The sequence below is a fragment of the Streptomyces sp. NBC_01707 genome (assembly GCF_041438805.1).
Classification (GTDB): Bacteria; Actinomycetota; Actinomycetes; order Streptomycetales; family Streptomycetaceae; genus Streptomyces.
Genome location: NZ_CP109190.1, coordinates 4,387,913 through 4,407,716, shown reverse-complemented (window position 1 = coordinate 4,407,716; position 19,804 = coordinate 4,387,913). Strand labels below are relative to the sequence as shown.

14 protein-coding genes are annotated in these 19,804 nt (G+C 71.4%); 10 read left to right on the top strand and 4 right to left on the bottom strand.

Annotation, left to right across the window (positions count from 1 at the left end; translation table 11 throughout):
- Positions 1-44: 44 nt before the first annotated feature.
- The 5 genes from OG963_RS19680 to OG963_RS19660 all read left to right on the top strand — a co-directional run bounded on the left by OG963_RS19680 (position 45) and on the right by OG963_RS19660 (position 10,343).
- Positions 45-2,033: a serine/threonine-protein kinase gene (locus OG963_RS19680; protein WP_371799290.1), complete on the top strand. Its 1,989-nt coding sequence runs from the start codon at positions 45-47 to the stop codon at positions 2,031-2,033.
- Positions 2,034-2,201: 168 nt separating this feature from the next.
- Entirely contained in the window at positions 2,202-4,922 is a 2,721-nt protein-coding gene (locus OG963_RS19675) for a protein kinase (RefSeq protein ID WP_371799289.1), read from the top strand.
- 158 nt (positions 4,923-5,080) lie between these two features.
- Complete coding sequence (locus OG963_RS19670; RefSeq protein WP_371800310.1) at positions 5,081-6,685, top strand: protein kinase; 1,605 nt, start codon at positions 5,081-5,083, stop codon at positions 6,683-6,685.
- Positions 6,686-6,832: 147 nt separating this feature from the next.
- The gene (locus OG963_RS19665; RefSeq protein ID WP_093773219.1) at positions 6,833-8,458 is read left to right on the top strand and encodes a succinic semialdehyde dehydrogenase; all 1,626 of its coding nucleotides are present in this window, start codon (positions 6,833-6,835) and stop codon (positions 8,456-8,458) included.
- 49 nt (positions 8,459-8,507) lie between these two features.
- Positions 8,508-10,343, top strand: a complete 1,836-nt coding sequence (locus OG963_RS19660) for a GMC oxidoreductase (protein WP_093773217.1) — start codon at positions 8,508-8,510, stop codon at positions 10,341-10,343.
- A gap of 77 nt (positions 10,344-10,420) precedes the next feature.
- On the opposite strand, the gene OG963_RS19655 is transcribed toward OG963_RS19660, so the two are convergent.
- Both OG963_RS19655 and OG963_RS19650 read right to left on the bottom strand, forming a co-directional pair.
- Positions 10,421-11,440, bottom strand: a complete 1,020-nt coding sequence (locus tag OG963_RS19655; RefSeq protein ID WP_371799288.1) for an LAETG motif-containing sortase-dependent surface protein — start codon at positions 11,438-11,440, stop codon at positions 10,421-10,423.
- A gap of 826 nt (positions 11,441-12,266) precedes the next feature.
- The gene (locus tag OG963_RS19650) at positions 12,267-12,587 is read right to left on the bottom strand and encodes a chorismate mutase (RefSeq protein ID WP_093773213.1); all 321 of its coding nucleotides are present in this window, start codon (positions 12,585-12,587) and stop codon (positions 12,267-12,269) included.
- A 356-nt stretch (positions 12,588-12,943) separates the two neighbouring features.
- Between OG963_RS19650 and guaA the strand changes: the two genes are divergently transcribed.
- The 5 genes from guaA (at position 12,944) to OG963_RS19625 (ending at position 18,276) form a co-directional block, all read left to right on the top strand.
- Positions 12,944-14,539, top strand: coding sequence for a glutamine-hydrolyzing GMP synthase (guaA, locus tag OG963_RS19645; RefSeq protein WP_030914355.1), 1,596 nt, complete (start codon positions 12,944-12,946; stop codon positions 14,537-14,539).
- A 115-nt stretch (positions 14,540-14,654) separates the two neighbouring features.
- A complete protein-coding gene (locus tag OG963_RS19640) occupies positions 14,655-15,410 on the top strand; it encodes a cyclopropane-fatty-acyl-phospholipid synthase family protein (RefSeq protein WP_093773211.1) in 756 nt (251 codons plus the stop codon).
- A 94-nt stretch (positions 15,411-15,504) separates the two neighbouring features.
- Positions 15,505-16,275 (top strand): class II aldolase/adducin family protein, encoded by a 771-nt coding sequence (locus OG963_RS19635; protein WP_093773209.1) that lies wholly within the window; start codon positions 15,505-15,507, stop codon positions 16,273-16,275.
- 113 nt (positions 16,276-16,388) lie between these two features.
- On the top strand, positions 16,389-17,654 hold the full coding sequence (locus OG963_RS19630) for a hypothetical protein (protein ID WP_093773207.1): 1,266 nt from the start codon (positions 16,389-16,391) through the stop codon (positions 17,652-17,654).
- 112 nt (positions 17,655-17,766) lie between these two features.
- A complete protein-coding gene (locus OG963_RS19625; protein ID WP_093930842.1) occupies positions 17,767-18,276 on the top strand; it encodes a DoxX family protein in 510 nt (169 codons plus the stop codon).
- Here OG963_RS19625 and OG963_RS19620 read toward each other — a convergent pair.
- Positions 18,183-18,446 carry a hypothetical protein gene (locus tag OG963_RS19620; protein WP_319737070.1) on the bottom strand — a complete coding sequence of 88 codons (264 nt, stop codon included), beginning with the start codon at positions 18,444-18,446 and terminating at the stop codon, positions 18,183-18,185. The two genes, OG963_RS19625 and OG963_RS19620, sit on opposite strands and share 94 nt — an antisense overlap.
- Entirely contained in the window at positions 18,433-19,746 is a 1,314-nt protein-coding gene (locus OG963_RS19615; protein ID WP_093773201.1) for a PspC domain-containing protein, read from the bottom strand. Before OG963_RS19615 ends, OG963_RS19620 begins: the two co-directional genes overlap by 14 nt.
- Positions 19,747-19,804 lie beyond the last annotated feature (58 nt).

Genomic DNA, 19,804 nt, shown 5'->3' with positions numbered 1-19,804 from the left:
ACAATGAACGCTCTGCCAGGGCGGGTTGATCGCAGAGGGGACGCATGTCGGAGGCGGAGCAGGCACGGGAGCCCCAACGGGACACGGATGGACGTCTCCTTGCGGGTAGGTACCGGCTCGGGGAGGTGCTGGGCCGGGGCGGTATGGGCACGGTCTGGCGTGCCGTCGACGAGACGCTGGGCCGCACGGTGGCGGTCAAGGAGCTGCGGTTCCCGTCGGCCATCGACGACGACGAGAAGCGCCGGCTGATCACTCGCACGCTGCGCGAGGCGAAGGCGATCGCAAGGATCCGCAACAACGGCGCGGTGACGGTCTACGACGTGGTCGACGAGGACGACCGGCCGTGGATCGTGATGGAACTGATCGAGGGCAAGTCGCTGGCCGAGGTGGTGCGCGAGGACGGTGTGCTGACGCCGAAGCGCGCGGCCGAGGTCGGCCTTGCCATCCTCGACGTGCTGCGTCTGGCGCACCGCGAGGGCATTCTGCACCGCGATGTGAAGCCGTCCAACGTGCTGATCTCCGAGGACGGCCGGGTCGTGCTGACCGACTTCGGCATCGCACAGGTCGAGGGCGACCCGTCCGTCACCTCGACGGGCATGCTCGTCGGCGCCCCCTCGTACATCTCGCCGGAACGCGCCCGCGGGCACAAGCCCGGACCGCCCGCAGACCTGTGGTCGCTCGGCGGACTGCTGTACGCGAGCGTCGAGGGCAGCCCGCCGTACGACAAGGGATCGGCGATCGCGACACTGACCGCGGTGATGACCGAGCCGCTCGACCCGCCGAAGAACGCGGGTCCGCTGGAGGAGGTCATCTACGGCCTGCTCGCCAGGGACCCGGAGCAACGGCTCGACGACGCGGGCGCGCGAGCCCTGCTCAACGATGTGATCCACGCGGCCGACAAGCCCGCCCCTGTGGTGCCCCCGCCGGCCGACTCCACCCAGGTGATGGCGCTGCCCGGCCGTGTCGCCGCCCCCCGGAGCAAGGGGGCGTCGAAGCTCGGGGAGGCCGGCGAGGTCGCGCGTGATCGCCTGCGCGGCGCGTTGCGCTCCGTGCGTAACGCGAAGGCGGCGCCCGCCGCCGGTGCGGGTGTGGCTGTTGCCACCTCGGCATCCACTCCTGCCGCCCCGCCGGCGCCGCGGAGCGCTCCGTCGGCTCCGGCCCGTCCCACGGCTTCGCCGGCCTCCGCCGCCGGTGGCGTACCCCCGCAGCGTCCGGGCGGGTCGTCGAACGGGCCGGTCCGGGCGTCCATCACGGACGTGGTGCCCCGCCGCACCCTGGCGATCATCGCGGTCGTCATCGTGCTCGCCGTGCTCGGCACGATCCTTGCGCTCTCGCTCGGCGGGGATGACAAGGACAACGGGAGCAGCGGCTCCGCCAAGGGGGGCACCTCCGCCTCGGCGGGCGGCGCCTCGGCCGACACGGACAAGGGCGACGCAAGCGGCAAGGACCAGGGTCAGGACCCGGGCAACGATCAGGGCAAGGACAAGGGCGAGAGCAAGGGCAAGGGCAAGGACGACGACTCGGGCAAGGGGTCGGACGACTCAGGGACCGGGAGTTCGAAGGCCGGCGACGTGCTGCCCGACGGGTACAGGACGGTCACCAACAAGCAGTTCCACTTCACGATGGCGATGCCCAAGAACTTCACGCGCTACAAGATCGCGGGCAGTAACTCGGGTCAGATCTACGCCGTCGACGGCGGATTCCCGCGCGTCCAGATCGACTACAACAGCTCTCCCGGGAACGACGCCGCTGCCGCCTGGAACGCCGCGAGGGGCGCGGTCGCGGCCAGCAGCGACGGCTACCGGCACATCGGGATAAAGAAGGTCGAGTTCAACGGCTACCCGACCGTCGCCGACTGGGAGTTCGAGCGTACGCAGCAAGGTCAGCGGATCCGGGTGCTGAACCGCGGTTTCCGGGCCGACGACACGCACGGCTACTCGATCATGATCAGCTGTAAGGCGAGCGAGTGGAACGGCAAGGAGTGCCGGACGCTGCGCGAGACGGCCTTCGCCACGTTCAAGCCCAAGGACTGAGCGCCGGGTTGCGGCGACCTGCCGCACGGTCGGCACTTGCCACGTATTGTGAGAGCTTGAGAACCGTACGCAGCCGAATGCATAGGTCAATTGCACGCTAAGTGACCGTAATTGACGGGTTGGTACGGGGTTCGTGGCCGGGGGGACAGCGCGCTCTGGGGAGGCGTCGTGGACGACTATGCGGGTCGGGTGCTTGCCGACCGCTACCGCCTGCCGCTGCCTCCGTCGGACGAGTACGAACTGGTCGAGACCCGGGCGTTCGACACGGCCAGCGGCCAGGAAGTCCTGGTGCGTCAGCTGCCGTTGCCGGAGGTCGTGGACGCCGAGGTGCTCGACGCCGACGGGCTGCCCTCGACGGCCCGTCGGACCACCGGGCGTGCGGTGCGCCGGTCCACGGACCCCGCGGTCCGGCGCGCGATAGAGGCCGCGCAGGCCGCCGCCCAGGTGCCCGACCATCCGAGGCTCGACCAGGTCTTCGATGTGTTCGCCGAGGACGGGTCGCTCTGGATCGTGAGTGAACTGGTCGCGGCCCGCCCGCTGGCCGCGCTGCTCGCCGAGCGGCCGCTGAATCCGTACCGGGCCGCCGAGATCGGCTCCGATGTGCTGACGGCCCTGCGGGTGCTGCACGCGCACGGCTGGACCCACCGGAACATCACCGTCCGGACGGTGCTGATCTGCGACGACGGACGCGTCGTGCTGACCGGCCTGGCGGCCGGGGCGGCGGAGGAGGCGCTGTGCGGGTACGTGCCGACGCCGCAGCCCGACGACGAGGGGTACGGGCAGCCCGGGGTCGAGTCGGGCCCGACCGGTCCGTACGTTCCGCCCGTCGCGTCGCTGCCGCCCGCCGGTCCGTCCGGGATCGCCGGGCCGGGCGAGGCCGTCGGCCGTCCGGTCGAGTCCGTCGATCCGGTCGGGTTGCCGGCCTCGCGCCACCCCGTCGGTGAGTTGGAGGCAGTACGGCGACCGCCGGACCCGGACGTTCACGGCGCGGGCAGCGCCGCGGAGTTGCGGGCCGCACGCGCCGGAGCCATCGCCGCCTACCGGGCGGGCACCCGCGCCGCCGCACGCGTCAGCGAGGAGCGGCGACAGGCCGGGACGAGTGGGCCGGCGGATGCGGATGCGGAAGCGGAGGAGACCGGCATCCTTCCCGTCCAGCGCCCTGGACGGCCCGACACCGGCCGGGTGCAGCCGACGGGCGGCTGGGGCCCCACCGCCGGCGACCCGTACGACGACGAGGGCGACGACGAGGGCGCCGAAGAGGACGACAACGAGTACGGCATGCCGTACGGCAGCGACAGAGGCGACGACGGCAACGGCGGTCACCGTGGGCAGGGGCCACCCGGCCGGCGGATGCATCTGACCGGCACCTGGGGCGACGGCGCCGACTTCGGGCGCCCCGTTCCCGCCGGAGGCTCCAACGAGGACGCCCTGCGCGCCGACGCCCGGCGCCACGGCACCACCTCCGCACCGGAACTCCGGCACCAGCAGCCCCGGCAGATCACCTCCGGCCGCTGGGACGACATCGTCGCCGGTGACCGGGGGAGTTCCGCCTACCGCGGCCCCGCCACCACCCTGGCCGCCGAGCGCGCCCGGCAGACCCGGATCGCCGTCGTCGGTGCCGTCACCGAGCGCTGGGCACCCGAGCAGGCCGGACCGGTCCACGAGAACTGGCAGTTGGCGCCGCCCATCGGCCCCGCCACCGACCTGTGGGCGCTCGGCGCCCTGCTCTACCGCGCCGTCCAGGGCCATGCCCCGTACCCCGAGGAGAGCGCGGCCGAGCTCGTCCAGATGGTCTGCGGGGAGCCGCCCGCCTTCGCCGAGGAGTGCGGTCCGCTGCGCCCCGTCGTCGAGTCGCTGCTGCGCCAGGACCCCACCGAGCGACCGGACTTCGAGGAACTGCGCGGCTGGCTGCGCTCTCTCGTACGGTCGGCGCCCGAACCCGAGGCCGGTCTCGACGTCGTGCCCCTGCCGTCCGTCGACGACACCCGGCTGCCCGTCGTGCGCCGCCGGGGCGAGCTGGTCCGTAAGCGCCGTGGCCGCCTGGGCGGCGCCTCGGCGCACGGCCGCCACCGCCAGACGAGGGAGCGGACCGACCGGTATGAGCGGCCACGGGCGGAGAGGGCGCCCAGGGCCCCGCGTGAGCCCAAGGCGTTGCGCACCCCGCCCCGTCCGCGACAGGGTGACGGGCGCGCGCCGCGGCGGCTCGGGCGGCTGCTGCTCGTGCTGATCCTGCTGGCCCTGGCCGCGGCCATCGCGTACGCCGTGATGTTCATGCCCAAGGCCGGCACCGGATCCGACTCGAAGGGATCGGGCCCGGCCGCCACGGACACGGGCGCCCCCGGCACGTCCGACGGGAAGTCGCCGTCGCAGTCGCCCCGGTCGTCGCGGTCGCCCGGCACCCAGAAGCCGCAGACCAGCCGCTCCGCCGTCGCGCTCGCGCCCGGATACACCCTGCGCAAGGACGAGGAGGGCTTCGAGGTCGGCGTGCTGAAGGGCTGGCAGCGCAGCTCCGTCGACGCGGACCGGCAGATACGGTACGGCAGCGACGGGTTCAGTCTGCTGGTCGTGCCGGGGCGCGACACCGTGCGGGCCCACGGCGGCGATCCGCTGGTCTACCAGCGTGACAAGGAGCCGGAGTTGCAGCCCTTCCGGGACTCCAGCTGGTCCTCGGCGACAGGGCTGCGCCGTATCGACGTCGGCCGACAGGCCATGGCGGAGGGCCAGTTCACCTGGCAGGACGACACCGGGCGCGAGGTGTACGTCCGCAATCTCGCGATGATTGTCGACGGTCGCTACCACGTGCTCCAGGTGATCGGTCCGGACAGCGAGCGCGACAAGGTGACGGCCATCTACGAACAGGCCATCGCCTCCTACCGCGTGACTTCCTGAACCGCCGGCCGGAACGCAGCGGGCCGGGCGACAAGCATCACAGTGAGGTCTCGTGAGCGATGCGAGGTTCCGTGCCGTACCTCCCCTCCGTAACCTGGCAGCCGAAGGAAACGGGGCGGGGGCAAGTGGACCGATCACAGGAAACGGGCGCGGGGCTGGTGCTGGCCGGAAGGTACCGGCTCGGCGAAGTCCTCGGGCGCGGAGGCATGGGCAAGGTCTGGCGTGCCCACGACGAGGTGCTGCACCGCACGGTGGCCGTCAAGGAGTTGACCGCCGGGCTGTACGTCGCGGAGGCCGACCGGGTCGTGCTGCATGCACGTACCCAGAAGGAGGCCCGGGCGGCGGCCCGCATCACCCACCCCGGCGTCGTCACCGTCCATGACGTGGTCGAGTACGACAACCGGCCCTGGATCGTCATGCAGTACGTCGACGGGCCGTCACTCGCCGACGCCGCCAAGGAGAGTGGCGACATCGCGCCGCGCGAGGCGGCCAGGATCGGCCTCCATGTCCTCGGCGCCCTGCGCGCCGCGCACGGCGCCGGTGTGCTGCACCGGGACGTGAAGCCCGCCAACGTACTCCTCGCCCGTGACGGTCAGGTGCTGCTCACCGACTTCGGGATCGCCGCGATAGAGGGCGACTCGACGATCACCAGAACCGGTGAACTGGTCGGGTCCATCGACTATCTGGCGCCCGAACGGGTACGGGGCGGCGACCCTGGCCCCGCGTCCGACCTCTGGTCACTCGGCGCCACGCTCTACACCGCGGTCGAGGGGTGTTCGCCCTTCCGCCGTACGTCCCCGATCTCCACCATGCAGGCCGTCGTCACCGAGGAACCGCCGCCGCCCGCCCGGGCCGGGGCGCTCGCACCGGTGATCACCGCACTGCTCCGCAAGGACCCGGCGGACCGGCCGTCGGCGGCCGAGACGGAGCGGATGCTGCTTCAGGCGATGGAGGGCCGCGAGCCCCGGGCGGCGCAGGCGTACGTCCCGACCCAGCGGGTGTCCGAGGAAGCCCTGCGTTCCATGGGTCCGGACGGCACGGTCGGCACCGTGGCGGAATCACGCGTCACCGTCCCGCAGTTCACGGCCACACCGGCGCCCCGCAGCAGCCGCGGTCGTTGGCGCACGGCGATCCTGGTCGTCGCCCTCGCCGCACTGGTCGGTGGCGGCGCCGGGCTGGCCGCGATGAAGTACGGCGACAACTCGGGGCCGGATTCCACCCGCAGCGGTTCGGCGCCCGGCAGCAGCACTTCGCCGCGGCCCTCGGCCGAGGCATCGAAGAGCGCGCCGTCCACCGCGGTCGTGCCCGACGGCTGGCACCGGGTGAACGACCCTGAGGGGTTCAGCCTGGTCGTCCCCGACGGCTGGAAGCGCCGGGCGGACGGCCAGAACGTCGACTACACCCCGGACAACGGCAACCACTACATCCGGATCAGCGCCGACCCGGAGCCCGACTTCGAGAACTCGTACATGCACATGCTCAACCTGGAGAGGGACCTCACCCAGCGGCTGCCCGGGTACGAGCGCAGGACCCTCCACTCCAACTACTACCGCGACCGGCCGGGCTCCCTCTGGGAGTTCACCTGGACCGAGTCCAAGGACCACCCGGGTCCGCGTCACGCGATCGACCAGATGTACTACGCGGAGGAGGGCGGCCCGGAGTACGCGCTGTACATGACGGGTCCGGCCGACGACTGGGATGCCACCCGGGACCGGTTCGACACGATGCTGCGCGGCTGGCGCGCACCGGCCGGCACCGGCTGAGGCCGTAGGGATTCCACTCACCGCAAACCGCAGTAGCTCCCTGATCAGGGGCTTTGTTGCCAGTGATCACTGGCTCGTTTGTGGGGAGTGTGAAAACCTATTACCGACGGGTACCCAAAGCGGGTGGCTGGACATACCCTCGCCCTCATGACGGACTCGACGGACTCGCAGGCATCTGCCGCCCCCCTCGGCACCAATCCCGTGGCCGCCGCCCCCGCGGGCGTGCGCACGGCCGCCGATGTGGTGACACCCGAGGTGATCGCCCAGCTGACCCGTGGTGTCGTCGGCTCCGGCCGTACCGCGAACCACACCCCGTTCACCGGGGAGAAGCTGGCCGATCTGCCCGAGTCCACACCCGAGGACGTCGCGACCGCCTTCGAGCGGGCCCGCGCCGCCCAGCCCGCCTGGGCCGCCACTCCCGTCCGGACCCGGGCCGCCGTCCTCCTCCGCTTCCACGACCTCGTGCTCGAGCGGCAGGCCGAGGTCCTCGACCTCATCCAGCTGGAGACCGGCAAGGCCCGGCTGCACGCCCACGAGGAGGTGCAGGCGGTCGCCGTCTCCGCCCGGCACTACGGGCGCAGGGCGTCCTCGTATCTGAAGCCGAAGCGGCACACCGGTGTCGTACCGACGCTGACCAAGGTCACCGAGCTGCGCCAGCCGCGCGGGGTCATCGGCCAGATCGCGCCGTGGAACTACCCGTTCGAGCTCTCCGTCGGCGACGCTCTGCCCGCGTTCGTCTCCGGCAACGCGCTCGTGATGAAGCCCGACACGGAGACCGCGCTGACCGCGCTCTGGGCCCGTGACCTGCTGATCGAGGCCGGGCTGCCCGCCGAGGTGTTCCAGATCGTCCTCGGTGACGGACCGGTCGTCGGGCCCGAGGTCGTCAAGCACGCCGACTACGTCTCGTTCACCGGCTCCACCCGTACCGGCCGCGAGGTCGCCCAGGGGGCCGCCGCCCGTCTGGTCGGCGTCTCGCTGGAGCTCGGCGGCAAGAACGCCATGCTGGTCCTCGAGGACGCCGACGTGGAGAAGGCCGCCGCCGGCGCCGTCCGCGCCTGCTTCTCCTCCGCCGGACAGCTCTGCATCTCCATCGAGCGGCTGTACGTCCATGAGTCGGTCGCCGACGACTTCGTGGAGCGGTTCGCCACCCGCACGAAGGCCATGCGGCTCGGCAACTCCCTCGCCTACGGCGCCGACATGGGTTCGCTCGTCGGCGAGCGCCAGCTGGAGACCGTCACCCAGCATGTCGCGGAGGCCGTCGAGAAGGGCGCCACGCTCGTCGCCGGCGGTGTCGCCCGCCCCGACATCGGCCCGCTGTTCTACGAGCCGACCATCCTCGACGGCGTCGAGGCGCCGATGGCCGTCTGCACCCAGGAGACCTTCGGCCCGGTCGTCTCCATCTACCGCTTCTCCGACGAGGACGAGGTCGTCGCCCTCGCCAACGCCACCCCGTACGGCCTGAACTCCAGCGTGTGGACCAAGGACTCCAAGCGCGGTCACCAGGTCGCCGCCCGGCTGCGCACCGGCACGGTCAACATCAACGAGGGGTACGCACCCGCGTACGGCAGCGTGCAGTCCCCGATGGGCGGCATGAAGGACTCCGGTCTCGGCCGGCGGCACGGCTCCGAGGGCATCCTCAAGTACACCGAGGCCCAGACCGTCGCCCAGCAGCGGCTGATCCCGCTCGCCCCGTCCTTCGGGATGGACGACGAGAAGTACGCGGCGTTCATGAGCCGCAGCCTGAAGGCGATGAAGGCGTTCCGCCTGCGCTGACCCCCGTAACACAGCGGCACCTTCTGCCCTTTTCGTACCGAGGAGAGCCATGTCCCAGGACAGCCCTGCCCAGAATCAGGCCGAACCGGTCGGCGAGACCGATGACGACGCGGCGTACGACTACGACGTCCTTGTCGTCGGCTCGGGCTTCGGCGGCGCGGTGTCGGCCCTGCGGCTGACCGAGAAGGGATATCGGGTCGGGGTCCTGGAGGCGGGCCGCCGCTTCACCCCCGGCACCCTCCCCAAGAGCTCCTGGGACATCAAGAACTACCTGTGGGCCCCCGCACTGGGGCTCTTCGGCATCCAGCGTGTACATCTGCTCGGCAATGTGATGGTGCTCGCCGGGGCGGGTGTCGGCGGCGGCTCGCTCAACTACGCCAACACGCTGTACGTACCCCCGGCGCCGTTCTTCGAGGACCGGCAGTGGGCGGACATCACCGACTGGCAGGACGAGCTGGCCCCGTACTACGACCAGGCGAAGCGGATGCTCGGAGTCCGGCTCAACCCGACGATGACCCCGTCCGACGTCCATCTGAAGGCGACCGCGCAGGCCATGGGGGTCGGCGACACCTTCCATCTCGCCCCGGTCGGCGTCTTCTTCGGCGACGGCAAGGACGCCGACGGTACGGCGAGGGTGAAGCCCGGTGAAACGGTCGCCGACCCGTACTTCGGCGGCGCGGGACCCGCCCGCAAGGCCTGCACCGAGTGCGGCGAATGCATGACGGGCTGCCGTCACGGCGCGAAGAACACCCTCAACGAGAACTACCTCCACCTCGCCGAGAAGGCCGGAGCGGTCATCCACCCGATGACCTCCGTGGTCGCGATCACGGACGACCCCGAGGGCGGTTACCACGTCACCACCGTCCCGACGGACCGCCGCAGGAAGGGCACGCCGACGCTGCTGCGCGCCCGCGAGGTGGTCGTCGCGGCGGGCACGTACGGCACCCAGACCCTCCTCCACACGATGAGGGACCAAGGGCTGCTGCCCCGGCTGTCGCCGCGGCTCGGTGAGCTGACCCGTACCAACTCCGAGGCGCTCGTGGGCTCGCAGACCAGCGACCGCCGCTACCGCAAGAAGCACGGCACCGCGAAGGCCGACTTCACCCAGGGCGTCGCCATCACCTCGTCGATCCACCCCGACGAGAACACCCACATCGAGCCGGTCCGCTACGGCAAGGGCTCCAACGCCATGGGCGCGATGTCGATCCTGCAGGTGCCGTACGGCAGCCGCCGGGTGCTGGGCTGGTTCGGCAGCATGGCCAGGCACCCGGTTCTCGCCGTGCGGTCGCTCTCCAACCGGCGCTGGTCGGAGCGGACCATCATCGGCCTCGTCATGCAGTCGCTGGACAACTCCCTGACGACGTACCGCAAGCCGGGCGGTATCGGAAAGGGTCTGCTCACCGCTCGCCAGGGGCACGGCGCACCCAACCCGACCCAGATCGAGGAGGCGACGCGCAGCGCCTCGCTGCTCGCCGAGGAGATCAACGGCTTCGCCGGGTCGAACGTCGGCGAACTCATGGGCACCCCGCTCACCGCGCACTTCCTCGGTGGGTGCCCGATCGGTGCCGGTGCCGAGGAAGGAGTCATCGACCCGTACCACCGGCTGTACGGGCACCCGGGCATCTCGGTCGTCGACGGCTCGGCGGTCTCCGCGAACCTCGGCGTCAACCCGTCGCTGACCATCACCGCACAGGCGGAGCGGGCCATGTCGTTCTGGCCCAACAAGGGTGAGGCGGACCCGCGTCCGGCGCAGGGCGAGGCGTACGAGCGGCTGGCCGCGGTCGAACCGAAGGCGCCGGCGGTGCCGAAGGAGGCCTTCGGCGCGCTGAAGCTGCCGTTCCTGGGCCTGCCCGCGGTCCCGCCGAGGAAGAGCGCCGGCAAGTAGGAGAGAAGCAGGGCAGCGGAAAGGGGCTGCACCCCCCTCCGAGTGCAGCCCCTCACGCCTACCGGTGATGTCGCCCGTTACGCGGCGGCGTCACCGTTCCTGCGGCGCCGCACGACGAACATCGCACCGGCACCGAGCACTACGGCCGCGCCGCCCACGAGGGCGAACATCGGCACTGCGGAGGACGAACCGGTCTCGGCGAGCGTGCCGGAGACGTTGCCCGTCGTGTTGGAGGACGGCGACTCGGCCGGGACCGGGGCGGTCCCGCCGGTCTGCGGCGTCGAACCGCTGCCGCCGGACTTCACGATCCGGAACCTGTACGCGACGTCGCTGACGCCCACGCAGTCCTTGTCACCGACGTACAGACCGGCGCCGAGGGTGAAACCGGCGCCGACCGGGGCGGTCGACTGCACATTGATGCGGAGCGGGAGATCGACCTCGTAGCCGGCCTGGATCTCCTCGGACTGACCGACCCAACCGACCGCGCGGCCGTCCTCGCTGAGGTCCTCCCACGTCTTGGTCTTGGGGTCGAGAGCCTGGAGGCTGACCTGCTTCGACTTGAACAGGTCGTTGCCGGCCTCGTCGGAGGAGGCGCCCGCGAAGTAGTCGAGATCGCGCACGGTCGTCTTCGACGAGTTGTAGACGTTCATCGTGAACTTGTGCCAGCCGCTGCCGCGGGCGATCTTGCCGGGCAGGCCGTTGATCGAGATGTCCAGGGCGGACTTCTCGCACTCCGTCGGGCCCTCCGGGTCCTCGGACTCGGACGGGGTGCCCGACGGGGTCACGGAGCCGGACGGCGTGCCGGACGGGGTGGTGCTCCCGGAGGGAGTGGAGGATGCGTCCGCGGCGGGGTCGCCCGTCTCTCCCGCGGTCTCCTCGGTCTCCTCGGCGGGCGAGGAGGAGGTGCTCTCGGCGGGAGCGGTGGTGGTGACGTCGGCGGACGGAGTTTCGGTCTGAGCGGACTCGGTGGGCGCTGCAGACGTCGTCTCGGCCGCCGGCACCGTGTCGTCGGCGAACGCGACCGGGGCGGCCAGGATGGCAGCGGGGGCTATGACCGCGGTGGCTGCGGCCACCGCCATCGCGCGGCGAAGCTTCATGAAAGACCTCGAATGTCCGGTGTACCGCTTGGGCTGCGGTACGGATGCGGGGACAGGCCTTTCGCGTGGTGGAGTCACGGGTGGGGCCGTTGTTCTGCATGCATGACCTGTGGCCCGGGGTAATGGTTGTCCGGATACTCACAAAATCCTTATGTGACGCCTGTCACGCCTGTCTCTGAGGCCCCTCCGGTACCTGTGGGTGCGTCGCCATCGCACTGCCGGCGCGACGGCCTCCTGCGCCTTCAGGAGCCGGCGGCCGAGAAGGACCCACGACATGGCAAGGGCCCCGCGATCCGTTAACCGGTCCGTGGGGCCCTCGTCGATCAGGGCGGACGTCAGGGCGGTGCCGGTGACGTCGGTGCCGAGAAGTGATGCCGGGGGAGTGCCGAAGTGTGAGGTGCATCGGATTCCGCACCAAGCCGTACGGGGCGCGCCGAAGTGGCGTCGGCCCAGGTCAAGGGTGGTGCGATACGAGGGAGGACATGCCTATGACGGCGTGCTGGGCGGGTTGCATGCGGTGCGGCCGTTTCGCCCGGATACGGTCGGCTCCGGGCGTCCCCGAAGCCGACCGTTCTTGGGGTGACCGGGCTGCTGTCCCCTGCCGACCGGTCACGCACGCTGGAGCGCGGTCCCACGGCGTACCTGCAGTACGCCACACGCTCCAGCGGAGCCACGCGTGGTTTCTTCGAAAGCCGCCCCTGGCTGGCACGGACACCGGGACCAACGAAGTCACCGTGCGCCCGGTCACGCGCCGTACGGGTGAGAGTCGGCCCGAACGCAGATACGCCCGTACAGTCCCGTGGCCGGTGCGGCAGCCTCACAGGTCTCACACGCGGCCGCGGCACAGCTCCAGCAGCGTCATGGCGAGCGAGGTGCCGGGCTTGCCGAGCGCGTCCCGGTACTGGCCGAGGATCTCCATCTCACGGGAGAGGTTGACCCGGCGGCCGCCGGAGGTGACCCGGGCCTCCTGGATGACGGCCGAGACGGCCATCCGTTCCTGGACGAGCCCGATGATCCGGTCGTCCAGTGAATCGATGCGCTCCCGGGCTCCGGCGATCAGTTCGGCGGCCTCGTCGGTGTGCGCACCGGTCTTCTCGGTGGGGGTCTTCTCGGCGAGCTTCTTCGCGGCGACGGCGGTGCTGTTCATTCCGTGACTCCTGGTGTCCTGGTGGGGTGCGGCCCCCCGAAGCGATCGGACCCGGAATGCAGAACGCCCCGGGCCTGTCGGCCCGGGGCGCCTGGAACGTTGCTTGTCAGTGGCTCAAGCAGCACGACCATGGCAGCCGGCGGGCCGGGTGCCATAGGTAAAGACGTAGGTCGTGTGCTGAAGCATGAGGCCAGTATGGACCCGCCCCCGCCGGTGGTCCAACGCGACGCCCGGATGGTGAGACACCGTGGTGAGGGCGGCCGACGACCCCGTCCCTCCGGACGCGAACAAGGTCTCCCTCGCATCCCCGGTAGAATCGGGAGGACCGACCCCCCTTCACCGCCGGAAGGCCGCCCGTGCCAGCAGCACCCCCCGCCGCCCCCGACACCGCACCCGACGTGGTCCTTGTCGTCGACTTCGGCGCGCAGTACGCCCAGCTCATCGCCCGACGCGTCCGTGAGGCCCGGGTCTACAGCGAGATCGTCCCGTCCACGATGCCGGTGGCCGAGATGCTGGCCAAGAACCCCCGGGCGATCATCCTGTCCGGCGGCCCTTCCTCGGTGTACGCGGAGGGCGCGCCCAGCCTCGACCGCTCGCTGTTCGAGGCCGGGGTCCCGGTCTTCGGCATGTGCTACGGCTTCCAGCTGATGGCCACCACGCTCGGCGGCACCGTCGACGACAACGGTGCCCGTGAGTACGGTCGCACCCCGCTGACCGTCTCCAAGACCGGCTCCACGCTCTTCGAGGGCACGCCCGCCGAGCAGTCGGTGTGGATGTCGCACGGCGACGCCTGCTCCGCCGCCCCCGAGGGCTTCACCGTCACCGCGTCCACGGACGTCGTGCCGGTCGCCGCGTTCGAGAACGACGAGAAGAAGCTGTACGGCGTCCAGTACCACCCGGAGGTGCTGCACTCCACGCACGGCCAGCAGGTCCTGGAGCACTTCCTCTACCGCGGCGCGGGCATCGAGCCGACCTGGACCACGACCAACGTGGTCGAGGAGCAGATCGCACTGATCCGCGAGCAGGTCGGCACCAAGCGCGCCATCTGCGGCCTCTCCGGCGGCGTGGACTCCGCGGTCGCCGCAGCCCTCGTGCAGAAGGCCATCGGCTCCCAGCTGACCTGCGTGTACGTGGACCACGGTCTGATGCGCAAGGGTGAGACCGAACAGGTCGAGAAGGACTTCGTGGCCGCCACCGGCGTCCAGCTGAAGGTCGTCGACGCCGAGGAGCGGTTCCTGAAGGCGCTGGCCGGGGTCTCCGAGCCCGAGCAGAAGCGAAAGATCATCGGCCGCGAGTTCATCCGCGTCTTCGAGCAGGCCCAGGCCGAGCTCGTCGCCGAGGCGGGCGCGGCCGGCGAGGACGTCGCGTTCCTCGTGCAGGGCACGCTCTACCCCGACGTCGTGGAGTCCGGCGGCGGCACCGGCACCGCCAACATCAAGTCCCACCACAACGTGGGCGGTCTCCCCGACGACATCGAGTTCCAGCTCGTCGAGCCGCTGCGCCAGCTGTTCAAGGACGAGGTCCGGATGGTCGGCCAGGAGCTCGGCCTGCCGGAGGAGATCGTCCAGCGTCAGCCGTTCCCCGGCCCCGGCCTCGGTATCCGGATCGTCGGCGAGGTCACCAAGGACCGGCTCGACCTGCTGCGCGAGGCCGACGCCATCGCCCGGGAAGAGCTGACCGCGGCCGGACTCGACCGTGACATCTGGCAGTGCCCCGTGGTCCTCCTGGCCGATGTCCGCTCGGTCGGCGTCCAGGGCGACGGCCGCACCTACGGCCACCCGATCGTCCTGCGCCCGGTCTCCTCCGAGGACGCCATGACGGCCGACTGGTCGCGCCTGCCGTACGAGGTTCTGGCGAAGATCTCCACCCGCATCACGAACGAGGTCGCCGACGTCAACCGCGTCGTCCTCGACGTGACGAGCAAGCCGCCGGGCACCATCGAGTGGGAGTGACCCTCCCCGCAGGGTCAACGTGATGCCGTCGCTCATTCGTATGAGCGGCGGCATCGTCGTACCGGCTGGGAAAACCGATTGCACCGCCCGCACGTCCGTGCGAGGCTCCGCGACCATGTCTGCCGATCAGATCCGCCCGATCATCTCCGCGCCTCACAACTACCGACTCACCTGGAACACTCCGCTGTCGGAGGAACACGCCGCACAGTTGATCTCGGCCTGCGAACCCGCCCCCGGGGCGCGCATCGTGGACATCGGCAGCGGCTGGGGCGAACTGCTGATGCGACTGGTGGCATCGGCGCCCGGCAGCACCGGCGACGGTGTGGAGACCGACCTCGACGCGGTGGCACGCGGGCGGGCGCTCGCCGAGGAGCGGGGGCTCGCGGAGCGCGTGCGATTCCATGCGACGCCCGCCACCGAGTGGACCGAGAGCGGCTACGACCTGGCTGTGTCCATCGGTTCCGCCCATGCCTGGCCCGGCTCGACGGCTGAGGCGCTGAAGGCGCTGCGCGCAGCCGTCCGGCCCGGCGGACGGGTGCTGTACGGCGACGGCGTCTGGCTGCGGGAGCCGTCCCCCGCCGCACTCGCCGGCATCGGGGCCGAACCCGGAGACTTCGGTTCGCTGCTCGAATTGGTCAGGCTCGCCGAGTCCGTCGGGCTGCGCGCACTCCAGGTGACCGTCGCCGACCAGCGCGAATGGGACCTCTTCGAGTCGAACGGGCCGATCGGACGGGGCGAGCGCTGGGCGCTGGAGAACCCCGGACATCCGCTGTACGACGAGGTGATCGCCGAGGTCGACGCCCGCCGCACCGGCTACTACGACGGCTACCGCGGGGACTTCACCCTCGCCTACCTCGTGCTGAGCGCCTGACCGTTCCCGAATCGGTGCGTGATCGCTCTGGCCACCTGCGGCGACCGGCGGTAACTTCCGGTCCCGTACGCCCTGGGAGCCCCGAGGAGTCGCCATGCCCGAGCCCGCACCGATACCCGTGGAACAGCTGCAGTTCGCGATGCCGCCCGTCCATCAGTCGGTCGAGGAGGAACGCGCGTACCGCAAGGAGCGGCTGGCCGGGGCGCTGCGGCTGTTCGCGGCGTACGGGTACGAGGACGGCGTCTCCGGCCACATCACCGCGCGGGACCCGGAGTACACCGGCTGCTTCTGGGTCAACCCGTTCGGCGCCCCCTTCGAGGGACTCCTGCCGGACGAACTGATCCTGGTCAACGGTGACGGGCAGGTCGTCGAGGGGCGCCACCACGTCAACCAGGCGGCGTTCGCCGTCCATGCCCAGGTGCACCGGGCCCGCCCGGACGTCGTCGCCGTCGCGCACACGCACTCGCTGCACGGGCGGGCGCTGTCGGCGCTCGGTGAGTTCATCGAGCCGATCACCCAGGAGTCCTGCGCCTTCTACGAGGACCACGCGGTCTACCAGGCCTACACCGGGGTCGTCGTCGACGAGGAGGAAGGGCGGCGGATCGCGGCCGCGCTCGGCCCGCGCAAGGCGATCATCCTGCGCAACCACGGGCTGCTGACGGTCGGCGACTCGGTGGACGCGGCCGCCTGGTGGTTCGTCACGTTGGAGCGTTCCTGCCAGGTGCAGCTGACCGCGCGGGCGGCCGGGAAGCCGGTTCTGATCGAGCACCGGGAGGCGGTGGCCACCCGCGAACAGCTCGGCAGCGACCTGGTGGCCTGGATCAACTACCAGCCGATGTGGAAGAGGATCTCCCGAACATTCTGACGATCCGCGCGTCCCGGCGGCCCCGATGCGGGCCCGGCCCGTCCCGTACGGCACAATTCGCAGCAATCAGTGGTCAGTTGACAGTACGTGGGCGGGAAAGGGCGGCGTTCTCCGTGGCGTTGGACGAGGCACGACAAGGCACTCACGGTGGTGGCTGTACGTGCGGCGACTGCCCGCACGGAGCGCGCGAGGGACACCGGCGCGCGGTGGCCGCCTTCCTGGCCAAGCGGGACGAACTCGCGGCGGGCCAGGGGCTGCCGACCGGCGTCGCCCAGTCCGCGTCCGCGACCCGCCAGTGGGTCTCCGACGAGCTGACCGAGTCGGCCCGTACGGTCGCCGAGCGCAGCCGGGAGGCGGGCGACGCCTGGCTTCACCAGGTGTGGGTGCGCACCCTGGCCGTCGTCTGGGGAAGCGTCGCCCTGCTTGCCATCGGCGAAGCCGGCACCGCCATCGGTGCGGGCTGGTCGACGGCCCGTACCGCCGGTCTGGTCGCCGCGCTCGTCACCGCCGGACTGCTGACCGGGGCCGCCCGCCTCCACCGGGCCCGCGGCGGCGTCCTCGCCCCGCTGATCGGCGAGGACAACCGGCTCTCCACCTCCCGTGCGGTCGCCGTGGCCTGGGTGCTGCTCGCCGTCTTCTCCGTACTCGTCCTCGCCCTCCAGCTGGCGGGCGCCTCCGGCCACGCGGAGCGCGACGCGCTGATCGACGGTCTGGAGCTGGCGCGTGGCGCCGGGGTGCTGACCGCGCTGGCGCTGGTGTGCGCCATTGCCGTGGTGGTGCGCCGGGTGGTGACCGTACGCGCCCTCGCCGGACGTCTGCAGAAGCTGCGGGCCGACCGGCCGCGCGCCGCCGATCTGCTCACCGACGACTCCGGGCGGGGCAGTTTCACCGACGTGCAGTACGTGCTGGTGAGCGCCGTCGCCGTACTGTTCGCCGTGGTCCGGCTGGCCCGCCGGCCCGAGCAACTGCCCGATCTGCCGTGGGGGCTGGCCCTGCTGGTGGCCGTCTCGGCGGCGACGTACTTCGCGGGCAAGTACACGGAGGGCGGGCGTCCGGTCGTGCTGTCCGTCGTGCGGGCCCGGGAGCCCGGGGACCTGGACGCGCCGATCCGTACCGGCGACGACATCGAGATCCGCGGTGCAGGTTTCGTACCGCCCGGCTCCGGGGCCCCGGACCGGCTGGCCCGCGTGGTCGTCCGGATCGGCCGGGTCCATGTCCATGTCCCGCTGGTCCCGGTGCCGGGCGGCTTCGCCAACCCGGCCGACACCGTGCTCACCGTGCCGGTGCCGGTGGAGGTCGAACCGGGACTGGTGGACGTACAGGTCGTGACGGCCGCCGGGGTGGAGACGAATCGGGTCGAGATCGACGTCACGGACTGAACGGCCGACCGGAGCCCGGCCGATTGCGCCTGATCGAACCCTAGGGCTGGTGAGCAGCGCGTTCACCGCGTACGTATGGTCTGGTAACGGGTCGACGGAAGGCGGGGACACTATGCATGGGTACGGCACGAATACACGTGGTCTGGGCGAGACGAGGAGCCTGCGCGAGCTGGCACGGGAGCATGCGCTGCTGCCGCTGCGCATTTTTCTCGGCGTCACCTTCATCTATGCCGCGCTCGACAAACTGACGGACAGCGCCTTCTTCCGCGCCTCCGGGCCGGGCTCCGTCGGCGAGATGATGCACGCGGTACGCGACTCGTCCGCGATCCCGGCCCTCGTCGACCTCTCGCTGAAGAACCCCGGAGCCTTCGGGTACGCCATCGCCTTCGGTGAACTCGCCGTCGGCATCGGCACCCTGATCGGGCTGTGGGCGCGGCTCGCCGCACTCGGCGGGGCCCTGATCTCGCTGAGTCTGTGGCTGACCGTGAGCTGGCAGACCGATCCGTACTACTTCGGCAACGACCTGGCCTACCTCATGGCCTGGCTGCCGCTCGTGCTCGCCGGCGCCGCGTCGTTCTCCGTGGACGCCTTCTTCGCGTCGCGGCGGCGCCGCATCCGGTAGCTCACCCACGTCGTGGTGGCGGCCAGCCAGAGGCCGCCGACGAGCACCGGGAGGAAGAAGGTCCAAGGGGCGTCCCAGCGGCCCGCCGCGTCCGCCGCGTAGCCGGCCGCCAGGGCGAGCATCGCGACGCCCGCCACCGCGCGGCCCGGCCGGATCTCATGACGCAGCACGAGTGACCTCCACCTGTCCGATACCGACTTCCAGGTCCAGCTCGACCGTACCGGCCGGGGTGACTCCGGCCGACGGGGCGATCGTCCGGTGCTCGTTCTGTGCCGGACCGACGTCCACATCACCCGGGGGATCGGCCGGCAGCCGGATGTCCCCGAGTCCGGCCTCCGCCCGCACCCGGACCGTCACCGCCTTCGGCACCACGACAACCGCCCGGCCGGCGCCGACCCGTACCCGGGTGCTGACCGTGTCGCCCTTCGGGACCGGCACCTTCGTGAGGTCGAGCGTGCCGACTCCGGAGCCCAGTTCGTAGCGCGGCTGGACCGCGGCGACCGAGGCCGGGCGCCACTCCTCGCGCACCCACCGGGTGCTGATGTCCTTCGGCAGCACGGCCGCGCCCGCCAGCAGCACCGCCGTGATCACGGCCAGCAGCAGCGTGCCGAACCCGGTCCGGCCGAGGAACGTGCTGACCACCATGCCGGCACCGAACACGGCGAGCGCCGCGGCCAGACCGAACTGCAGGCTCGTACCGAGCGGATGGGTCTCCCAGCTGAAGCCCGTGGCCAGACCGCCCGCGATCAGCGCGAACAGAAAGACCAGGCCGCCGATCGAGTGCGGCCCCCGGTCCGCCCGCGCCCGTTCGGGCGCGCGGAACGGCGCGTCCGCCGTGGCCCTGCGGGGCCGTACCGTGCCCTCGTCGAGCACCGCGTCCGCCGGACCCCACAGATAGCCGGCGCCCACCGGCCCCGAGGTGCCGTCCTTGATGATCGGATCCCGCCACCAGGACGGGCCGGCCGGCGACGGCGGCGCCTTCACCTCCGGCGGCGCGTCCGCCGCCGCGTGTGCGGCCGCCGGATGCAGCGGGTCCTCGGGGGCCGTGGTCCTGCGGCGCCGCGTCCAGACACAGCAGCCGATGACCGCGAGTGTCAGCATCGCGGAGAACGCCAGCGTGCCGCCGTTGCCGAGCATGGAGAGGAAGAGCCCGCAGCCGATCAGCGCGAACAGCACCGCGATCAGCGACGCCCCCTCGACCCGGCCCGACAGAAGCCTGCGGGCCTCGTTCTCCTCCTCGCCCTCCAGCGGGATCAGCAGCCACGCGAAGCCGTAGAAGATCAGGCCCAGGCCACCGGTCACCGACAGGACACCGAGCACGATCCGGAAGATCACCGGGTCCACGTCGCAGTACCGGCCGAGCCCACCGCACACCCCGGCCACCACTTTCTGCCGCGAGCTGCGCTGCAGCTGCGGACCGGGTGCGGGGGGCGGCGCGACGCCGGGGGCGGCGTCCTGGGGAACGGTCATGGGTCCATGGTGACGGGCCGTGCGCTCCCGCGGCACCCGCGCCGACCCTGGCCGATCC

What these genes read in the sequence shown, in the direction of transcription:
- OG963_RS19680 (WP_371799290.1), top strand. Translation starts at nt 45, where the DNA reads ATGTCGGAGGCGGAGCAGGCACGGGAGCCCCAACGGGACACGGATGGA.
- OG963_RS19665 (WP_093773219.1), top strand. Translation starts at nt 6,833, where the DNA reads ATGACGGACTCGACGGACTCGCAGGCATCTGCCGCCCCCCTCGGCACC.
- OG963_RS19635 (WP_093773209.1), top strand. Translation starts at nt 15,505, where the DNA reads ATGCCCGAGCCCGCACCGATACCCGTGGAACAGCTGCAGTTCGCGATG.
- OG963_RS19655 (WP_371799288.1), bottom strand. Translation starts at nt 11,440, where the DNA reads ATGAAGCTTCGCCGCGCGATGGCGGTGGCCGCAGCCACCGCGGTCATA.
- OG963_RS19660 (WP_093773217.1), top strand. Translation starts at nt 8,508, where the DNA reads ATGTCCCAGGACAGCCCTGCCCAGAATCAGGCCGAACCGGTCGGCGAG.
- OG963_RS19650 (WP_093773213.1), bottom strand. Translation starts at nt 12,587, where the DNA reads ATGAACAGCACCGCCGTCGCCGCGAAGAAGCTCGCCGAGAAGACCCCC.
- OG963_RS19625 (WP_093930842.1), top strand. Translation starts at nt 17,767, where the DNA reads ATGCATGGGTACGGCACGAATACACGTGGTCTGGGCGAGACGAGGAGC.
- OG963_RS19615 (WP_093773201.1), bottom strand. Translation starts at nt 19,746, where the DNA reads ATGACCGTTCCCCAGGACGCCGCCCCCGGCGTCGCGCCGCCCCCCGCA.
- OG963_RS19640 (WP_093773211.1), top strand. Translation starts at nt 14,655, where the DNA reads ATGTCTGCCGATCAGATCCGCCCGATCATCTCCGCGCCTCACAACTAC.